Origin of the sequence: Sinorhizobium sp. B11, assembly GCA_039725955.1 — a bacterium.
Lineage (GTDB): Bacteria > Pseudomonadota > Alphaproteobacteria > Rhizobiales > Rhizobiaceae > Rhizobium.
The window spans coordinates 410,770-427,547 of the sequence record CP091033.1; the positions used below are offsets into that span (position 1 = coordinate 410,770).

Annotated in this window: 17 protein-coding genes and 1 pseudogene; 8 read left to right on the top strand and 10 right to left on the bottom strand. The window is 59.1% G+C overall.

The genetic code is table 11. From position 1 onward, the window contains the following. Positions 1-23: 23 nt before the first annotated feature. Complete coding sequence (locus LVY75_01855) at positions 24-935, bottom strand: acetamidase/formamidase family protein (GenBank protein ID XAZ20734.1); 912 nt, start codon at positions 933-935, stop codon at positions 24-26. A gap of 154 nt (positions 936-1,089) precedes the next feature. Here LVY75_01855 and LVY75_01860 point away from each other — a divergent pair, with 154 nt between their 5' ends. The 5 genes from LVY75_01860 to pcaF all read left to right on the top strand — a co-directional run bounded on the left by LVY75_01860 (position 1,090) and on the right by pcaF (position 4,843). Further along, a complete protein-coding gene (locus tag LVY75_01860) occupies positions 1,090-1,512 on the top strand; it encodes a YbaN family protein (GenBank protein XAZ20735.1) in 423 nt (140 codons plus the stop codon). A gap of 148 nt (positions 1,513-1,660) precedes the next feature. Continuing rightward, positions 1,661-1,867 (top strand): hypothetical protein, encoded by a 207-nt coding sequence (locus tag LVY75_01865; GenBank protein XAZ20736.1) that lies wholly within the window; start codon positions 1,661-1,663, stop codon positions 1,865-1,867. A gap of 369 nt (positions 1,868-2,236) precedes the next feature. Further along, positions 2,237-2,944 carry a 3-oxoacid CoA-transferase subunit A gene (locus LVY75_01870; protein XAZ20737.1) on the top strand — a complete coding sequence of 236 codons (708 nt, stop codon included), beginning with the start codon at positions 2,237-2,239 and terminating at the stop codon, positions 2,942-2,944. Then, entirely contained in the window at positions 2,941-3,630 is a 690-nt protein-coding gene (locus tag LVY75_01875) for a CoA transferase subunit B (protein XAZ20738.1), read from the top strand. Before LVY75_01870 ends, LVY75_01875 begins: the two co-directional genes overlap by 4 nt. Before the next feature lie 10 nt (positions 3,631-3,640). Beyond that, complete coding sequence (gene pcaF / locus LVY75_01880; GenBank protein XAZ20739.1) at positions 3,641-4,843, top strand: 3-oxoadipyl-CoA thiolase; 1,203 nt, start codon at positions 3,641-3,643, stop codon at positions 4,841-4,843. A gap of 6 nt (positions 4,844-4,849) precedes the next feature. Here the strand turns inward: pcaF and LVY75_01885 are convergent, their stop codons facing one another. After that, positions 4,850-5,737 (bottom strand): amino acid ABC transporter substrate-binding protein, encoded by an 888-nt coding sequence (locus LVY75_01885; protein ID XAZ20740.1) that lies wholly within the window; start codon positions 5,735-5,737, stop codon positions 4,850-4,852. Between the two features lie 207 nt (positions 5,738-5,944). On the opposite strand from LVY75_01885, the gene LVY75_01890 reads away from it, so the two are divergent. From LVY75_01890 to LVY75_01900, 3 genes are all read left to right on the top strand, one after another. Continuing rightward, positions 5,945-6,739 (top strand): SDR family oxidoreductase, encoded by a 795-nt coding sequence (locus tag LVY75_01890; protein XAZ20741.1) that lies wholly within the window; start codon positions 5,945-5,947, stop codon positions 6,737-6,739. 82 nt (positions 6,740-6,821) lie between these two features. Further along, on the top strand, positions 6,822-8,978 hold the full coding sequence (glgX, locus tag LVY75_01895; GenBank protein ID XAZ20742.1) for a glycogen debranching protein GlgX: 2,157 nt from the start codon (positions 6,822-6,824) through the stop codon (positions 8,976-8,978). Between the two features lie 17 nt (positions 8,979-8,995). Continuing rightward, on the top strand, positions 8,996-10,006 hold the full coding sequence (locus LVY75_01900; GenBank protein ID XAZ20743.1) for a DNA topoisomerase IB: 1,011 nt from the start codon (positions 8,996-8,998) through the stop codon (positions 10,004-10,006). A gap of 52 nt (positions 10,007-10,058) precedes the next feature. Here LVY75_01900 and LVY75_01905 read toward each other — a convergent pair. From LVY75_01905 to LVY75_01940, 8 genes and pseudogenes are all read right to left on the bottom strand, one after another. Further along, positions 10,059-10,619 (bottom strand): annotated as a pseudogene (locus LVY75_01905) (type 1 glutamine amidotransferase). A gap of 89 nt (positions 10,620-10,708) precedes the next feature. After that, entirely contained in the window at positions 10,709-11,443 is a 735-nt protein-coding gene (locus tag LVY75_01910) for a glutathione S-transferase (protein ID XAZ20744.1), read from the bottom strand. A gap of 16 nt (positions 11,444-11,459) precedes the next feature. Next, positions 11,460-11,750, bottom strand: coding sequence for a DUF3175 domain-containing protein (locus LVY75_01915; GenBank protein ID XAZ20745.1), 291 nt, complete (start codon positions 11,748-11,750; stop codon positions 11,460-11,462). 66 nt (positions 11,751-11,816) lie between these two features. Then, a complete protein-coding gene (locus tag LVY75_01920; protein XAZ20746.1) occupies positions 11,817-12,131 on the bottom strand; it encodes a plasmid stabilization protein in 315 nt (104 codons plus the stop codon). A gap of 169 nt (positions 12,132-12,300) precedes the next feature. Then, positions 12,301-15,024 (bottom strand): response regulator, encoded by a 2,724-nt coding sequence (locus LVY75_01925; GenBank protein ID XAZ20747.1) that lies wholly within the window; start codon positions 15,022-15,024, stop codon positions 12,301-12,303. Positions 15,025-15,156: 132 nt separating this feature from the next. Then, entirely contained in the window at positions 15,157-15,336 is a 180-nt protein-coding gene (locus LVY75_01930; protein ID XAZ21393.1) for a hypothetical protein, read from the bottom strand. Between the two features lie 321 nt (positions 15,337-15,657). Next, on the bottom strand, positions 15,658-15,990 hold the full coding sequence (locus tag LVY75_01935; protein ID XAZ20748.1) for a DUF2934 domain-containing protein: 333 nt from the start codon (positions 15,988-15,990) through the stop codon (positions 15,658-15,660). A gap of 142 nt (positions 15,991-16,132) precedes the next feature. Beyond that, complete coding sequence (locus LVY75_01940) at positions 16,133-16,774, bottom strand: UdgX family uracil-DNA binding protein (protein ID XAZ20749.1); 642 nt, start codon at positions 16,772-16,774, stop codon at positions 16,133-16,135. Positions 16,775-16,778 lie beyond the last annotated feature (4 nt).

Here is a 16,778-nt window from a genome sequence, read left to right on the forward strand (position 1 = left end):
TCTATGATCGGATGGGTTATGGATCAGCGTACCGGGAGCCATTTCTTCGCTATCCGGCAGGCGACTGTATAGGCGGGGTCGAAGACGTTGCCTATATCGTAGCGGACCACCTGGCCGAGCAGATGGCTGGCTGCCACCTTCGACAGGCCGTAATCCGCCACAAGCAGATTCAGCATTTCGGTCGTCGCATGCTGCAATGCCTGATCCAGCGGCCTGGCGTTGCCGATGGCGATGATATCATCGGCAATTTCGGCTCTCGGCCAGGATATCGACCTTTGTTTTTCGACGGTGAGACGGACTGTCACCTCAAACGTCGTCTCGACGCCGGTACCGACGATTTCGCCATCACCCTGAACGGCGTGGCAGTCGCCGAGGAAGAACAATGCGCCTGATACCGAGATCGGGAACCAGATCGTCGCGCCCGGACCGAGCAGGCGATAATCCATGTTCCCGCCATAGGCGCCGCTGGTAGCCGTCGAGATCGCCTGGCCGTGGCTTGGTGCCACGCCAAAGCAGCCGATCATCGGCGAGAGCGGCAGAACCAGCTTTTCGATGCCGGCAACCGGTTCCTTCAGTTGGACGGTCATCGCGCGTCGATCGATATGCCAGAGTGTCTTTTCGGATCTCGGAAGATCACGAACCGCCTCAGGGTCGATGACATTTGCCGCCAGAACACTGCGCGTGAAGCCCATGTCCCTTGTCGGTTTCATGTCCAGAATTTCGACCTTGAGGCTATCTCCGGGCTCGGCGCCTTCGACGAGAATTGGCCCGTTCATGGGGTTTGGACCGTGCGCTCGCTGAACCTCGTTCTCGTCGTAGCCCCAGGCATCGAGCGTGCGGGTGACGACCGTGTCACCGCTCGCGATCGTCAAAGCCGGAGGCAAGGTTCCAAGAACGTTGTAAAAGGCAGTTGCGACGAAATCGTGGGCCGTCATGGTAGAGTTCCGCTCGGATGTCTGGGGTGTTCTCTGAAGATGGTTCGATGAACTTACGCGTCAGCCGGGCGACCGTCGACGGCAAATTATGCTAACGCGGGTGGATTGTTGAATATGGCGACGGAAGATGGTGGTCTGACGGGGAGTATGTGAATTGAGTTCTACGCCAGGCCCATCGCGCAGCCCGCTGCAGCGGGCCGTCTATCTTTGCCTTGGTCTTGTGATGGTCGGCCTCGGCATTATCGGCGCCATCCTTCCGCTTATGCCGACAACGATTTTCCTGATCCTGGCAGCATGGTTTTTCAGCCGCTCCTCTCCGCGTCTGGAGGCCTATCTGATGAATAGCCGATTTGGCGGCCCGTTGCGCGACTGGCGCGAGAACGGCTCGATTTCTCGTAAATCCAAGATGTTGGCGTTGACAGGGATGTCGGTTGGATACGCGGTATTCCTGATCGCGTCGAAGCCGTCGGTTTTCCTCGCGATCGCCGTCGGTGCATCGATCCTGGCTAGCGCTGCTTACGTCGTCTCGCGGCCGGGTTCGACCGAGCCCAACCGGCCGAAGGAAAGCGACGGCTGATCAGTTTTGCCGGCAAGAGGCACTTTACAACGAACCTAAACTCAAATTATACGGCCCGCTCACTATTGCTCCCACACCCCAGCATTCCCATCTGAGCGCCATGCCAAAAACTCATAAGCACAAGTTCCTTCGGGAACAGTATCGACGCATGCTTTCGTCCGACCACCATATCGATCCACGCTGGCGCGACAGTTTCGACGCCTTCCTGACGGATATCGACCACCTGGCACCCAACACCGGAAGCCGCCGAATTATTGGTCGCAGGAACCTCAAACTCGGCTTTGTGCCCGGAAATGTCGAGTGGCATTGGGAAAGCACGACACTGCCTGCCTCACGCGAAAGCAGAGGACGCTAGGCCAGGCAGAGCGACACGGTTGAAAACAATCCGGCCAGAGTTCCAACATCTAGGCAGTCCGGTGTCAGCGCAACCGTGTCTTCGTCTTCTTGAATATTCTCTCTGCGGCCGCGCTTAGGCCCGCCTTGCTGACGATTTGACTTCATAGAGCATTGGCTTGCTATGACATCCGGTGGATGGCTCCCCGCCATGGGCACGCACCACTTTCTGCGTAACCCGTCGCTTGTGCGCATCTACCTGTCGTGCTTTGTGCGATATGCGAACAAATATCAAATAACGCACAAAAGTCTTGCGGATGGAGCGGCTCTCGCCTTATCCCTATCCTCAGGGAGGCACGAGACGGCCTCATCCGGCAAGGAGAAATCCCGCATGGACAAGACAATCAGGAGCGCGGCGGAAGCCATCTCCGAAATCGGCGATGGCGCCACCGTCATGATCGGTGGTTTCGGCGGCTCCGGCGCGCCGATCGAACTCATTCACGCCCTGATCGACAAGGGACCGAAGGGCCTTACGGTCATCAACAACAATGCCGGTAATGGCCGGATCGGCATCGCCGCCATGATCGATGCAGGCATGGTGCGGAAGATGATTTGCTCCTTTCCGCGCTCATCCGACCCGCGTGCCTTCACCGACAGGTACCTTGCCGGGCAAATCGAACTGGAGCTGGTGCCGCAGGGCACGCTCGCCGAGCGCATCCGCGCCGGCGGGGCTGGCATTCCTGCTTTCTACACTCCAACGGGCTACGGGACGGAGCTTGCAGACGGCAAGGTCATCGCCGAGTTCGATGGCCGCCATTATGTGCAGGAGCGCTGGCTGAAGGCCGATTTCGCGATCGTCAAGGCGCAAGTCGGCGATGTCCACGGCAACCTGACCTACAACAAGGCAGGCCGCAACTTTAACCCGCTGATGTGCATGGCCGCTGCCAAGACGATCGCGCAGGTCTCGACCATCGTGCCGGCCGGCGGCATCGATCCCGAGCATGTCGTCACACCCGGCATCTTTGTCGACCGCCTCGTCCAGATCGCCAATCCGCAACAGGAAGAAGAGCTCATTCGAGCCGGGGTGGCCTACATATGACCGTCGACACCAGAGAAGATATCAAGCTCTCCAACGCCCAGATCGCCTGGCGGGCGGCGCAGGACATCGCCGATGGCGCCTATGTGAACCTCGGCATTGGCTTTCCGGAAATGGTTGCCCGCTATCAGCCGCCGGGCCGGCAGGCGATCTTCCACACGGAAAACGGCATTCTCAATTTCGGCGAGGCGCCGCCATCAGGTGAGGAGGACTGGGACCTTATCAATGCTGGCAAGAAGGCGGTCACGCTAAAGCCGGGTGCGGCTTTCTTCCACCATGCCGACAGCTTTGCGATGGTGCGCGGCGGTCATCTCGATGTTGCGATCCTCGGCGCCTATCAGGTCGCTCAGAATGGCGATCTCGCCAATTGGCGCGTCGGTGCCAAGGGCGTGCCGGCAGTCGGCGGCGCCATGGATCTGGTGCACGGCGCCAAACAGGTCTGCGTCATCACCGAACACGTCACCAAGAACGGCGAGCCGAAGCTGGTCGATAAATGCAGCTTCCCGCTGACGGGAGTGGCTTGCATCACCCGCATTTATACGAGCCACGCCGTCATCGACATCAAGGACGGACGTTTCGTGCTGCGCGAAAAACTTGCCGGCATGTCCGTCGAAGAACTGCAGGCCATGACTGGCGCGCAGCTTCATATCGAGGGGCCGGTTGCCGACCTCGTCGTTCCCGAACTTTGAGGACAAGTCCATGACCGAAGCCTTTATCTGCGATTATATCCGCACGCCGATCGGCCGTTATGGCGGCTCGCTTTCCTCCGTGCGCGCCGATGATCTCGGCGCCGTTCCGCTGAAGGCGCTGATGGCGAAGAATGCATCGGTCGACTGGGAGGCGGTCGACGACGTCATCTTCGGCTGCGCCAATCAGGCGGGCGAGGATAACAGAAACGTTGCGCGCATGTCGCTGCTTCTCGCCGGTCTGCCGGTATCTGTGCCGGGCACGACGATCAACAGGCTCTGCGGGTCGGGCATGGATGCCGTCACTACCGCAGCGCGTGCCGTCCGATCAGGCGAGGCCGAACTGATGATCGCCGGCGGCGTGGAGAGCATGTCACGCGCGCCTTTCGTGATGCCGAAGGCGGATACTGCTTTTTCGCGTGCTGCCGAAATCCACGACACGACGATCGGCTGGCGGTTCGTCAATCCCTTGATGAAGAAGCAGTATGGCGTCGATTCCATGCCGGAAACCGGCGAGAACGTTGCCGAGGATTACAAGGTGAGCCGTGAGGACCAGGACGCTTTCGCCGTGCGCTCGCAGGGAAAGGCCGCGGCCGCACAGGCAAGCGGCAGGCTTGCCAGGGAAATCACTCCGGTGACCATCCCGCAGCGAAAAGGCGATCCGATCATCGTGGCGAAGGACGAGCATCCGCGTGCGACCAGCATGGAAGCGCTCGCCAAGTTGCCGACGCCTTTCCGTCAGGGCGGCACCGTGACGGCCGGGAATGCCTCGGGCGTCAATGACGGGGCCGCGGCCCTCATAATCGCGTCGGAGGCGGCAGCCAGGAAATATGGCTTGACGCCGATTGCCCGTATTCTCGGCGGTGCGGCCGGGGCTGTTCCGCCGCGTGTCATGGGCATCGGCCCGGTGCCGGCTTCGCGCAAGCTGATGGGGCGTCTCGGCCTGAAGCAGGAACAGTTCGACGTGATCGAACTCAACGAGGCCTTTGCAAGCCAGGGCCTCGCCGTGCTTCGTGAACTCGGCATTGCCGATGACGATCAGCGTGTGAACCGCAATGGCGGGGCAATTGCGCTTGGCCATCCGCTCGGCATGTCCGGCGCCCGTATCACCGGCACGGCAGCACTGGAACTTGGCGAAACCGGTAGCCGCTATTCGCTGTCGACCATGTGCATCGGTGTTGGCCAGGGCATTGCCGTGGCGCTTGAGCGGATTTGAATCCGCTTATTCGGGGATCGATTGCATCATGATTTCGCTGCGCAGGGCCGGGGCTTCGGCACCGAAATAGGTCTTGAGCAGCTTTGGAAAATCGTCCGACATATAGAACCCCGTCAGCGTGCGATCGACGAGAAGCCGAAAGGCGGAATCGTCTCGCCGCATGGCGATGCCATAGGGCTCATGCGTGAAAAGGCGGCTGCCGAGTTCCAGTTCGGCGGGGTTGCCCGCCCGGTCAGCAAGGCCGATCAGAAGGGAGCGATCGGCGAAATAGGCATCGATTTTGTGATCCTCGAGCGCCTTCAAACCGTCTTCATGCGTCGCGAAATCGACGATACGGGTCTGTGGGACGTCGGGGCCGATGGCCTCGCGCAGTGTCGCGCCCGTTGTCGTGCCGGCGCGCACGCCGATCGAACTCCGGGCCGGCGACTTCAGGTCAACAGCGCTGACGGGTCGCTTGTCGAGAAAGAGAATCTGCAGGTAATCAGGCGAATCCTTGCGCAGCAGCGCGCTGGCACCCGTCAGGAAGATGGGTTGGGAGAAATCGACGCTTTCGCGCCTGGCAAGATTGATCGTGGTCGCACCGCAAAGAAGATCGATCTTGCCATCCTTCACCGCGTTAAAACCATCGGACAGCGTTGTTTCGACATAGCCTTTCTTGAGACCGGGCACGCTCCGGCCGACTTCGTCGGCAATGCGTCGGCAGAGATCGATCGCATAGCCGGCAGGGCTGCCGTCCGTCGTCTTGAAGGAGAAGGGCTTCTCGTCGGCGATATAGCCAAGGCGGATGGTCTTGCTCTGGTTGATCGTGTCGAGCGTCTGCGCATCGGCCGGCCTGTGGGCTGAAAGACCGAAAGCAAGACATAGAAAAAGCAGCCATTTCACGGGCTTGAGCATGTTTTCCCCTCAAAGAGCGGTATCCCTCACCGCGACGAGAAGGCCGAGACTATGGCCTGTCGGCCATTTGTCAACGGCAGTACCGGTTGCCCCAGCTGTATCCATCTCGCTCTTTCGTGCATTGCTCTTTCGTGATCTCGCCTGTTAAGACTGGCACATATCGTTTCATCACCTATGTCCTTGGTTTTTCGGGAGGCTATCGTCGCCATGGCAGATCTTGCTCAATCACTTGCATCCATCAAAATTCCTGATCTCGCCGGCAGGGCCGTGCTGATTACGGGTGCCTCCACCGGTATCGGCGCCGCCGTCGCACGCGCCTTCGCTGCGCAGGGCGCCAAGGTCGGTGTGCATTACAATTCAAGCCGTGATCCGGCAGAACAGCTTGCCGACGAGATCCGGGCAGCCGGCGGCTCCGTTCATCTAGTGCATGGCGACGTGTCGAGGGAAGGCGAAACGGAACGCGTCGTCGAAGAGACGGCGAAGACATTCGGCCACCTCGATGGCCTCATCAACAATGCCGGCGGCATGCTCGGCCGCAAGCCGACCGCAGAATATACCGACGAGCATTATGAGAAGGTCATGAACCTCAATGCGCGCTCGGTGCTCGCAGCAACGCGCGCGGCCCATCCCTGGCTGAAGAAGCAGGGCGGTTTCATCATCAACACCACGTCGATTGCGGCGCGCAACGGCGGCGGCAATGGCGCAATCCTCTACGCGGCTTCAAAGGGCTTCGTATCGACGATAACCCATGGTCACGCCAAGGAATTCGTCGCCGACAAGATCCGCGTCAATGCGGTCGCGCCGGGCGTCATCGCAACGCCCTTCCACGAGCGCTATACAAATGACGAGCAGATGGAACTGCAGCGCAAATCGATTCCGATGGGCTTCGTCGGCACGTCGGAAGATTGCGTCGGCGCCTATCTCTTCCTCGCCTCGCCGACTTTGTCGGGTTACATCACCGGCCAGATCATCGAGGTCAATGGCGGTCAGTTGATGCCCTGATGGGGCTGTAAGGATCGCTATCTACGGAACTTTCGCACTGCAATGACGTTTCCCGCTTGGCCATTCAACAAGCGGGGGCGTCATGAGCTTTTCCTTTTCCGAACTCGACTTCCTGAAACCGGAACTGGGGGCGGAATATACCGGCTCAGGTACGCATTTTGCTGTTTTCTCCGCGCATGCGGAGCAAATGGAGCTCTGCCTCTTCTCCCCAGACGGCAAAAAGGAAGTCGCGCGACTACCCCTGCCGAAGCGTGAGGGCGATATCTGGTCGGGATACATCGCCGGCGTCGGCCCGGGCACGGTCTATGCCTACCGCGCGCACGGTCCCTACGATCCGAAGAACGGACATCGCTTCAATCCCAACAAGCTGCTGCTCGATCCCTATGCCAAGCAGGTGCTTGGGGATCTCAAATGGGACGATGCGCTCTACGGCTACAGAATTGGCGAGGACGATCTTTCTTTCGATGAGCGTGACAGTGCGCCCTTCATGATCAAGGGCGTTGTGCAGGATCCGGATTTTGACTGGGACGGCGAGCAGGCGATCCGTCGGCCGTGGACGGAAACGATCGTCTATGAAGCGCATGTGCGCGGCCTGACGATGCTGCATCCGAAAGTGCCGGACCGACTGCGCGGCACCTTCCTCGGCATGTGTAGCGATCCGATCATCGATCATCTCGTCAAGCTCGGTATTTCCGCCATCGAGCTTCTGCCGATCCAGTTCTTCCCCAATGATCGCTATCTCGAAGAGAAGAAGCTCACCAATTACTGGGGTTACCAGACGCTCGGTTTCTTCGCGCCGCAGACACGTTATCTCTCGGGCGACAAGATCACCGAGATCAAGACCATGGTGAAGAAGTTCCACGCCGCCGGCATCGAAGTGATCATGGACGTCGTCTATAATCACACGGCCGAAGGCAGCGAGAAGGGACCGACCATGTCTTTTCGTGGTCTCGACAATGCGAGCTATTATATCCTCTCGCCCGACGATCCGCGCCATACTTTCGATACGACGGGCACCGGCAATACGCTGAACGTCGCCCATCCCATGGTCATGCGCATGGTGCTCGACAGCCTTCGTTACTGGGTCGGCGTGATGCATATCGATGGTTTCCGCTTCGATCTCGCCAGCACGCTTGGTCGGCAGGATCTGGAGTTTGACCGGCAGGGGCTCTTCTTTGGCGCGATCCGCCAGGATCCGATCCTTGCCGGGGTGAAACTGATCGCCGAGCCCTGGGATGTCGGCGCCGGCGGCTACCAGGTTGGTGGCTTCCCGCATCCGTTCCGCGAGTGGAACGACAAGTTCCGTGACGATGTGCGCCGTTTCTGGAAGGGCGATAGCGGCATGGTGTCGGAGATCGCGCAGCGCATCACCGGTTCGGCCGTGCAGTTCAATCACTCCGATCGCGGAGCGACATCATCGGTCAATCTGCTGTCGGCGCATGACGGCTTCACGCTGATGGACACTGTTTCCTTCGACGACAAGCACAATGAGGCAAACGGCGAGGATAACAGGGACGGTCATTCAGACAATCATTCGGACAATATGGGGGCCGAGGGAACGACCGATAATGACGATATCAACAGGCTGCGGGCTCGCCGGCGCCGCAACATGATGGCGACGCTGATGCTCTCCCAGGGCGTCCCGATGATCCTTGCCGGCGATGAGGTCGGCAACAGCCAGGGCGGCAATAACAACGCCTACTGTCAGGACAACGAGATAGGTTGGACGAAATGGGACGGCCTCGATGACGCGTTCCTCGATTTCTGCCGGGAGGCCGTCGCGTTCCGCAGGGCTCATCCGGTCCTGAGACAGGAGCGCTTTCTGACCGGCGACAGCACCGATGATGGTCGTATTGAAATCGCCTGGTACAAGCCGGATGCCAGTTTCATGGATGACGGCGCCTGGAACGATGACGGGCTGCAGGTGCTTGGCGTCTATCTCTCAAAGAGTGCACATTCTCCGGACACGGAAGAAATGGACGATCTGTATCTGGTGTTCAACGCTGGCGGCGATTGCGAGGTGCACTTGCCCGAGGTCAACGGCTTGAACCAGTGGGCGCGGGTTCTCGACACCGGCGCCGAGAAAGATGCATTCAAGCTGCATGAGCCGGAGGCTCCGATCGTGGTTTATGCCCAAAGCATTGCGATCTTTGCACCCAAGGGGCAGACCCAGCCGCCCAAGGATGCAAGCAAGGCCGAGCGACACAGGTGGTTTCACTTCGGTCGCCGGAGCAAGTAACAGGTCGATAAGCAGCAATGAATGCAGAAGTCATCACTGAGCTAGGCCTGGTCTATGTCAGCGACACCGAACCGGGCATCCGCAGGCGAAGAAAAGGCAAGGGTTTCAGCTACCAGCTGCCGGACGGCACGACACTTGCCGATGAACTCCAGCGTGCGCGCATACAGGCCCTGGGCCTGCCACCGGCCTATGACAATGTCTGGATCTGCATTTACGAGAACGGCCACCTGCAGGCAACGGGCTATGACGCGCGTGGGCGCAAGCAGTACCGCTATCACAAGGACTGGCAGTCTTTCCGAAGTGCCGGCAAGTTCCATCAGCTTGTCGAGTTCGGCAGGGCGCTGCCCAGAATCCGGCGAACGGTCCTGCGCCATCTCGACACCGGTGCCAACGATATCGACGGCGTACTCGCGGCACTGACGACCCTGCTTGATGAAGCCCATCTGCGCGTCGGCAATCAGGCCTATGTCAAGGAAAACGGCACCTACGGCGCGACGACGCTTCTCAAGCGCCATCTGAAGATTGTCGATGGCCAAATCGAGCTGAAGTTCCGGGCCAAAGGCGGCAAGCGCGTACAACGCAGCCTCAAACATCCGCGCCTGCAGAAAATCCTGGAGGAGATTGCGGACTTGCCGGGGCGGCAGCTCTTTGTCTGGAAGGACGAGACCGGAGCGCTGAAGCCGATCGATTCCGGTCGGCTGAATGCCTATCTCGCGGAGATTTCAGGCATCACCATTTCGGCCAAGACCTTCCGCACCTGGGCGGGCTCACTTGCAGCTTTCGGCGCGGCGCGCAGCGCCATGTCCGAGGGGCGGCGACCGAGCGTGAAAGAAATGTCGGAGGCTGCGGCGGAGGCGCTGCACAATACGCCGGCAATCTCGCGCTCCAGCTATATCCATCCGTCGATCATTGCCCTGTCAGGTTCCAGCGAGACCTTGGAAGAGGGCGATGCCGAGCCCCTGCGGGGACTGCGGGCAGATGAAAATCGTATGCTGGACTTTCTGACGCGCCACCCGCTTCCCGAATGACAAAAAGAACCCGCGGCCAGGCCGCGGGCTTCGAGTTCAACAGGAGTATAAGTCAGGCGGCGCGCTTCTCGTGGCGGCCTTCCTCGACCTCTTCGACGATCTTGTTGACGAATGCTTCGAGATCGTCGGGTGAGCGGGAGGTGATGATGCCCTCGTCGGTTACGACCTTCTCGTCTTTCCAGCTCGCTCCGGCATTTTTCACATCGGTCTTGATCGACCAATAGGAGGTAGCCTGGCGGCCATGCAGGGCGTCGACTTCAACCAGCAGCCACGGCGCATGACAGATGGCGGCAACGACCTTGCCGGATTCGACGAATTCGCGGACAACTCTCACGGCATTGTCGTCGATACGCAGCTTGTCGGGATTGATTTGGCCACCCGGCAAGACCAGCGCATCGAAATCCTCGATGTTTACGTCCTTGGCCTGCAAGTCGACCGGCACGGTGTCGCCCCAATCCGTCTTGTCCCAGCTCTTGATCTGACCCTCCTTAATGGACGCGATCTTTACGGAGGCACCACGCCTCGTCAGTTAGTCCAAGGGCACGCGGAGTTCGGAGCGTTCGTAACCGTCGGTGGCGAGGATGAGGATTTTTGCGGATTTGATGGAAGGCATTACTTCTTCTTTCCTTCGTGTCGAAACTCGGGATCAAAGGCGAAACCGACGGCGGCACTAATCGTTCCCGAAAAATCCAAGGAAGCCGATCAGGAAACGCCAATGTCGAGTTCCGGATAATGGCGGAAAATTCCTTCCGTGTTGAAGGCAAGGCGGCGATCGGATCTGAGGTAGTGAGTTATGTTGGGGCGGCGTTCGACCCTGTCGCGAAGGGCCGCAAGGAGAGGATAACTGCCGCGATAATTGCTCATCGCTTTCGGGAAGGCGTAGACGAGACCCTCGACGATTTGGAACAGCGAGAGATCGACATAAGTGAGCGCATTGCCGACGATATAGTCCGAGCCTTCCGGATTCTGGTTCAGCACCCTTTCGAAATAGCCGAGGAATTTCGGAATACGCTCCTTGATGAAGGCGGCAGACCGGGCCTTCGCTTCTTCCTTCTGATCTTCGTAATAGAGCGAGGTCGCGATCGGATGGTGTGTGTCGTGCACTTCGGCCACAAAATCGGTGATGGTGAGCTGCAGGCCGTTTACGACATAGCGTAGCCCTTCGTCGTCAGGCGCCAGCCCGAGTTTGGGGCCTAGATAGAGGAGGATGTTGGCGACATGCGAGATAATGAGATCGCCGTCTTTCAGGAAGGGCGGGGCAAAGGGGGGCAGCGCCTCGCCATCGCTCTGCATGACGGCAAGCATGGCGCCAGTGCCGCGCCCGCGACCCGACTGGCGGCTGATGTCTATATACTCGGCACCCGCTTCCTCGAGGGCCAGCCGCACAAATTCGCCACGGCCTTGAATGCCGTCCCAGTAATAGAGTTCGTAAGCCATCTGCCCTCGTAGTTTCTCAGTGTCCGGATTCGCGTCCGAAATCCTTGCGCAATTCACCCTTCGCCTTTTCAAGTGTGCCTTTCTGCTTCTTCGTCAACTGGTCACCGGCGCGGTTGATGTAGAAGGTCAGCATCGACATGGCCGAGCGGAAGGGGCTCGATTTGCGCCGCTGGCTGCTTTCAGCCGACTGTTTCAGTGATTCTGCTATCTTTTTCGGATTGCTCGATTTGAAAACGCCTTCTTTGAGGTCCATCGCATCACTGTTTTCGGTCACGTCCTGCGACCATTTCTTGGTCTTCTTCGCCATCGTAAAAATCCTTCGGAGAAACGCCAAGCCTGCGCACCCGCCGCTTTGTTTCTGATCGCTGGCCTCTCAGTGGTGGGCGTGCTGGTCGTTGCGCTTGCGCGTGGCGGCCGCCTTTTTGGCTGATGCTGAGCGCTCTTCTTTCGAACGGGACGCAGAAGCGTGGCCGCCGATGCGCCCGCCCTTCTCGGAGGATTCGTGCGTATCCTTCTTGCCTCGGCCCGAACCGGATTTGTTGCCGCCACCGCTTTCCTTGTTGACGGTTGCCCAGGCTCGGCGCTCGGCTTCCCCGTGAGAAACGCCGCGGTCCTCGTAGCCTTCCTCGATATGCTCGGCCTTCCTCTTCTGCTTATCCGTGTAGGCGGATTTGTCACCTTTCGGCATGGCTGCCTCCTCTGACGTGTGTGAATGAAACTGAACTGCTGGCTTTCCCAAAAGTTCCGGGATTTCGCGCTCCGCTGCGAGGAGAGCGAAATCAGGAAACATGCCGCATGAACCGGAAGGACTTGTTCGTAAGGTATCCGGAACTCAGTGGTTCCCAAGCGGTGCGGCTCTAGGCGATGGGGCGCTGCCGGGCTGCGGTCTTCACTGCGCGGTCGAGCGCTGAAGTGGTAAAGGGCTTTGGCAGCAGCACGGAACCGGAAAAGCGGTTCGCATCCGGCAGATTGCTGTTGCCGGTCGCAAAGACGAGGCCGACCGAAGGGAACGCTTCGCGCGCCAGCGCTGCGAAGGCTGGGCCGGACATGCCCGGAAGGCCGACATCGGCAACAATGATATCTATATTCGTATCGATGCCGCGCAGGAGTTCGATGCCCTGTTCGCCGCTGTCGGCTTCGATTACATCATAACCGAGATCCTGCAGTATTTCGGCAGTGTCCATGCGGATGAAAGTATCATCCTCCACCAGCAGAAGCTTCAGCCTGGCCTGGACGATGCCGCGGGGCTGTCCGCCGCCCGGCAAGGGCACCGGGTTGGTCTGGCGCCGTTGCGCCTGATTGGCGAGAACGTGGCGAACTTTCCGCGCCAAGGCTTCCCGTGTGTAGGGCTTTGAAAGGAGTTCAAGGCCGGGATCGAGGCGGCCGCCGTGGACGATCGAGTTTTCGCTATAGCCCGACGTATAAAGCACTGCGACATTGGGCAGGCGCTCGCGGGCCATGCGCGCGAGCTCCGGGCTTTTCAACGAACCAGGCATGACGACATCGGTAAAGAGCAGGTCGATATGCGCTCCGCTCTCGATCACGGTCAGCGCGCTCTGTGCGTCCTTGGCTTTCAGCACGTAATATCCGAGATCGGTCAGCATCTCGACCACAGTTGCGCGCACACCCTCATCGTCTTCGGCGACCAGAACCGTCTCGGTGCCGCCGGTCGCCGGAGCATTGTCGCCGTTGGCGATCCGGTCCTCGCTTTGGAATGAGCGGGGAAGATAGAGCTTCACCGTCGTGCCTTCGCCGACTTCGCTATAGATCTTCACATGGCCACCGGACTGCTTGGCAAAACCGTAGACCATGGAGAGGCCGAGACCGGTGCCCTTGCCCTCCGGCTTGGTGGAGAAGAACGGTTCGAAAGCCTGCTCGATGATCTCGGGTGGCATGCCTGAGCCTGTATCGGTGACGGCGAGTACCACATATTGGCCAGGCGCGACTTCCGGATGGGTACGGCTGTAGGAATCGTCCAGAAAGGCGTTTCCAACCTCGACCGTGAGCTTGCCCGCGCTGTTCATTGCATCGCGTGAATTGATCGCAAGGTTCAGCAGCGCGTTTTCAATCTGTATCGGATCGGCAAGACTGTTCCAGAGGCCACCGGAAACCATGGTCTCCACCTCGATTTCCTCGCCGAGCGCGCGGCGCAGCATGTCATCCATCGCAGAGACGAGGCGACCGATATTGACGACCTTTGGCTCCAAAGGCTGGCGGCGGCCGAAGGCGAGAAGCTGGCTGGCCAGCCGCGATCCGCGCTCGACGGCGGACAGCGCGTTGGAGATACGCTCTTTGGCTCGGCCGTTGGTCGTCACATCCTTGCCGAGAAGCTGGAGATTGCCCGAAATAACCTGCAGCAGGTTGTTGAAGTCGTGCGCGACGCCGCCAGTGAGCTTGCCGATCGATTCCATCTTCTGCGCCTGCTGCAAAGCCGCCTCGGCCTGCTGGCGTTCGAGAATTTCGGTAGCAACACGAACCTCAAGCGTTTCGTTCAGCTTGCGGAGTTGGTCCTCGGCCTCACGGCGTTGGGCAATTTCGACCCCGGCCGCGCGGATGAGCCGGGCATTGTCGATTGCGACGGCGGACTGGCCGGCCAGGCTGATGAGGCTTGCCTCGGCAGCATCCGAAAAACGACCGGGCTGGCTATGACCGAAGAAAAGGCCGCCAATGACGCTGCCATCGCGGGACTTTACGGGTACGGCGAGATAGCTGCGCACAGGAAGGTGGCCGCTCGGCATGCCGGAATAGGGCGCATTCTGCCCGTAGCGTGGATCAAGCAGGATATCGTCGGATCGAACGACGCCTTCGCCGCCGAAAGTCGGTGCGAAGACTTTGGTGTTGCGCGGCATCGGAAACTTGTCGAAATGTTTGCGATCGACACCCGACAGCGCGTAAAGCATATAACTGCCGCCTTCGCCGTCATCGACATTGTAGAAAAAGGCGCCGAACTCAGCAGCCGTCAACGCCACTCCTGCATCGACGGCGATCTGCGTCAGGCGGTCGACATTGAGCTCGGCCGTGATTGCCGAGCCGGCGCGATTGACGACGGCGAGTGTTGCGGATTTTTCCTGCGCTTCATCCAACGCAAGGCGCTCCCGGCGCTTTGCGAGTACCTGATCCGTCACTTCCATGGTCGCGCAGAGAATGCCGGCTACCTTGCCGTCGTCGTCCCGCAGCGGCGTGTATGAAAAAGTGAACCAGGTATCTTCCGTCTGCCCCTCGCGCCGCATGGGAACGTGCAGTTCCTTGTAGAGCTGCGACTGGCCGTTTAGCGTGGCCTTCACAATCGGTTCGAATTGCGGCCAGATATCCGACCAAACTTGCTGAAACGGCCTTCCGAGGGCGGCAGGATGCCGTTCGGGAAAAATCGCGACATAGGCGTCGTTATAAATAAAAGCGAGTTCGGGACCCCAGGCGACAAATTTCGGCTGGCGGGAATTTACAACCATTTCCGCAATATGTCGGAGGGAACTTGGCCATGCTTCAACTGATCCGACGCCGGCTGCATCCAAACCATTCCGGCGCAACAAATTTCCGATTTCGCTATCGCCTCCCGGCCAGCGGCTCCCCACCCGTGCCATCAAAAATCGCTTTCATTCCTCATCCGCCGGTCCATGGCAAAATAGAGGCGTCGATCACGAGGGAAAGAGCAAGCTGAAAATATCGTTAATCGGATAGGTGCCGAATACTTTCAATGAGATCGTTTATATTTGTTATTCTTGATCCAGCTTTCGAGAGGTAATGAAAGCGCGGCTTAGCGCAAAGGAACGAAGCTCACTCGGTTTGCGCGGATCGCGAAAAAAAACGCCGACAATATTGTCGACGAAAAGGATAAGTCCCAGCGCGAAACCGATGTAAAGCACCGCAGCGATGAGAAGAAGCGACATCTCCATCCCTCACACCGAAGCTGGAAAACCGCAGCCGGAAACCGCGGGAATAGGGATGATGAGGAGATGGGCTAAACGGCGGGTCATGACGACTTCCCTGTTTGCCCATAAACAGCCGGGAAATACTCTTGTTCCCCGTTTCGAGGGGCGGACGCAGCTTTTTTAAAGAGCTGTCCAGACGGACGTTTCATTCGGCTTGTGGTCACCCCCGCACAGAAGCTGGCGCTTCATGACCTTATTAGCGCGCAACTAATTCAAACTTATGACAAAAAAAGCCAAGGGGCGCCGTGAAGGCGCCCTTTTTCATCAACATCTGAAGATTTCTCTTCAGGAAGCCGACTTGCGTACGGCCGTCCGCTTTGAGGCCGGCTTGATGATGCCGTTCGTCTTCGTGCTTGCCGCCGCCCGTTTGGCAGGTTTCTTGGCTTCGCCATCATTCGTGATCTCGGCTGCTGCCGGTGCCTGCGTCTTGGCTGCCGCGGCCCGCTTCGCCCGAGGTTTCACTTCCTTGCCGTTTGGAGATTTTGATACCCCCTTGAGCGCATCATGCTCAGCCCTTGCTTTTTCCCAATGGATGGAATCCCTTCCCGTCGGGTGTCCCTCTTCTTCCCAGAGGGCATATGCACGTTTTTGTATCCACTCATCCCGAGTTTCTGCCATCGCTGATCTCCAGTCACAACATGCCGTCGTCCGAACGCGATACTATTGAAAAGGTTCCAGACTATCGGGCCGGTTTCAAGTGGATTTGCCAAGTAAATCGGGAATATTTTTGCGTTGCAATATTTATAGGCAATAACTCGTTCTAGTTGCCTTGATATTGAACAGCGTGGCGCAGATCCGCGATGAAATTCGCGCGCTGGCGCGCGATATCCTCATCATCGCGGATCCTCAGGAGGAAGGAAGGGTGGATAGTGACGAGAACCGGCGGATGGTTCTCCGGCGTGAGGATGTGACCGCGCTCGGGCGTCAGCTTCACCTTCGGGCCGAGAAGAGAGTAAAGCGCCGTCGCACCAAGTGCGACGACGAGATGCGGCCTCACAAGATTGATTTCGGCGCCAAGCCACCAGGAGCAGCGCTGGATCTCCCCCGCATTGGGTTTCGAATGCAGGCGGCGCTTGCCGCGAGGCTCGAACTTGAAGTGCTTGACCGCATTGGTGACGTAGCATCGCGAGCGCTCGAGCCCGGCCTCCTCGAGGCAGATGTCGAGCAGGCGTCCGGCAGGGCCGACGAAAGGGCGGCCTGCAATATCCTCCTTGTCGCCAGGTTGTTCGCCGACGAGCATGATGTCGGCCTTCTGCGATCCCTCGCCGAAGACGAGCTGGGTTGCGTTCTTGTAGAGTTCGCAGCGTGTGCAGCCTTGCGCTTGATGTTCAAGTTGGTCGAGGCTGGCGGCGTCGGCGCTTTCAAGCGTGAAGGCAGGGCCAAATTTCGATGCGATGTTCATGGCG

What these genes read in the sequence shown, in the direction of transcription:
- LVY75_01865 (XAZ20736.1), top strand. Translation starts at nt 1,661, where the DNA reads ATGCTTTCGTCCGACCACCATATCGATCCACGCTGGCGCGACAGTTTC.
- LVY75_01930 (XAZ21393.1), bottom strand. Translation starts at nt 15,336, where the DNA reads ATGGAGATGTCGCTTCTTCTCATCGCTGCGGTGCTTTACATCGGTTTC.
- LVY75_01875 (XAZ20738.1), top strand. Translation starts at nt 2,941, where the DNA reads ATGACCGTCGACACCAGAGAAGATATCAAGCTCTCCAACGCCCAGATC.
- LVY75_01920 (XAZ20746.1), bottom strand. Translation starts at nt 12,131, where the DNA reads ATGCCGAAAGGTGACAAATCCGCCTACACGGATAAGCAGAAGAGGAAG.
- LVY75_01940 (XAZ20749.1), bottom strand. Translation starts at nt 16,774, where the DNA reads ATGAACATCGCATCGAAATTTGGCCCTGCCTTCACGCTTGAAAGCGCC.
- LVY75_01935 (XAZ20748.1), bottom strand. Translation starts at nt 15,990, where the DNA reads ATGGCAGAAACTCGGGATGAGTGGATACAAAAACGTGCATATGCCCTC.
- pcaF (XAZ20739.1), top strand. Translation starts at nt 3,641, where the DNA reads ATGACCGAAGCCTTTATCTGCGATTATATCCGCACGCCGATCGGCCGT.
- LVY75_01890 (XAZ20741.1), top strand. Translation starts at nt 5,945, where the DNA reads ATGGCAGATCTTGCTCAATCACTTGCATCCATCAAAATTCCTGATCTC.
- LVY75_01915 (XAZ20745.1), bottom strand. Translation starts at nt 11,750, where the DNA reads ATGGCGAAGAAGACCAAGAAATGGTCGCAGGACGTGACCGAAAACAGT.
- glgX (XAZ20742.1), top strand. Translation starts at nt 6,822, where the DNA reads ATGAGCTTTTCCTTTTCCGAACTCGACTTCCTGAAACCGGAACTGGGG.
- LVY75_01900 (XAZ20743.1), top strand. Translation starts at nt 8,996, where the DNA reads ATGAATGCAGAAGTCATCACTGAGCTAGGCCTGGTCTATGTCAGCGAC.
- LVY75_01885 (XAZ20740.1), bottom strand. Translation starts at nt 5,737, where the DNA reads ATGCTCAAGCCCGTGAAATGGCTGCTTTTTCTATGTCTTGCTTTCGGT.
- LVY75_01910 (XAZ20744.1), bottom strand. Translation starts at nt 11,443, where the DNA reads ATGGCTTACGAACTCTATTACTGGGACGGCATTCAAGGCCGTGGCGAA.
- LVY75_01870 (XAZ20737.1), top strand. Translation starts at nt 2,237, where the DNA reads ATGGACAAGACAATCAGGAGCGCGGCGGAAGCCATCTCCGAAATCGGC.
- LVY75_01925 (XAZ20747.1), bottom strand. Translation starts at nt 15,024, where the DNA reads ATGGCACGGGTGGGGAGCCGCTGGCCGGGAGGCGATAGCGAAATCGGA.
- LVY75_01855 (XAZ20734.1), bottom strand. Translation starts at nt 935, where the DNA reads ATGACGGCCCACGATTTCGTCGCAACTGCCTTTTACAACGTTCTTGGA.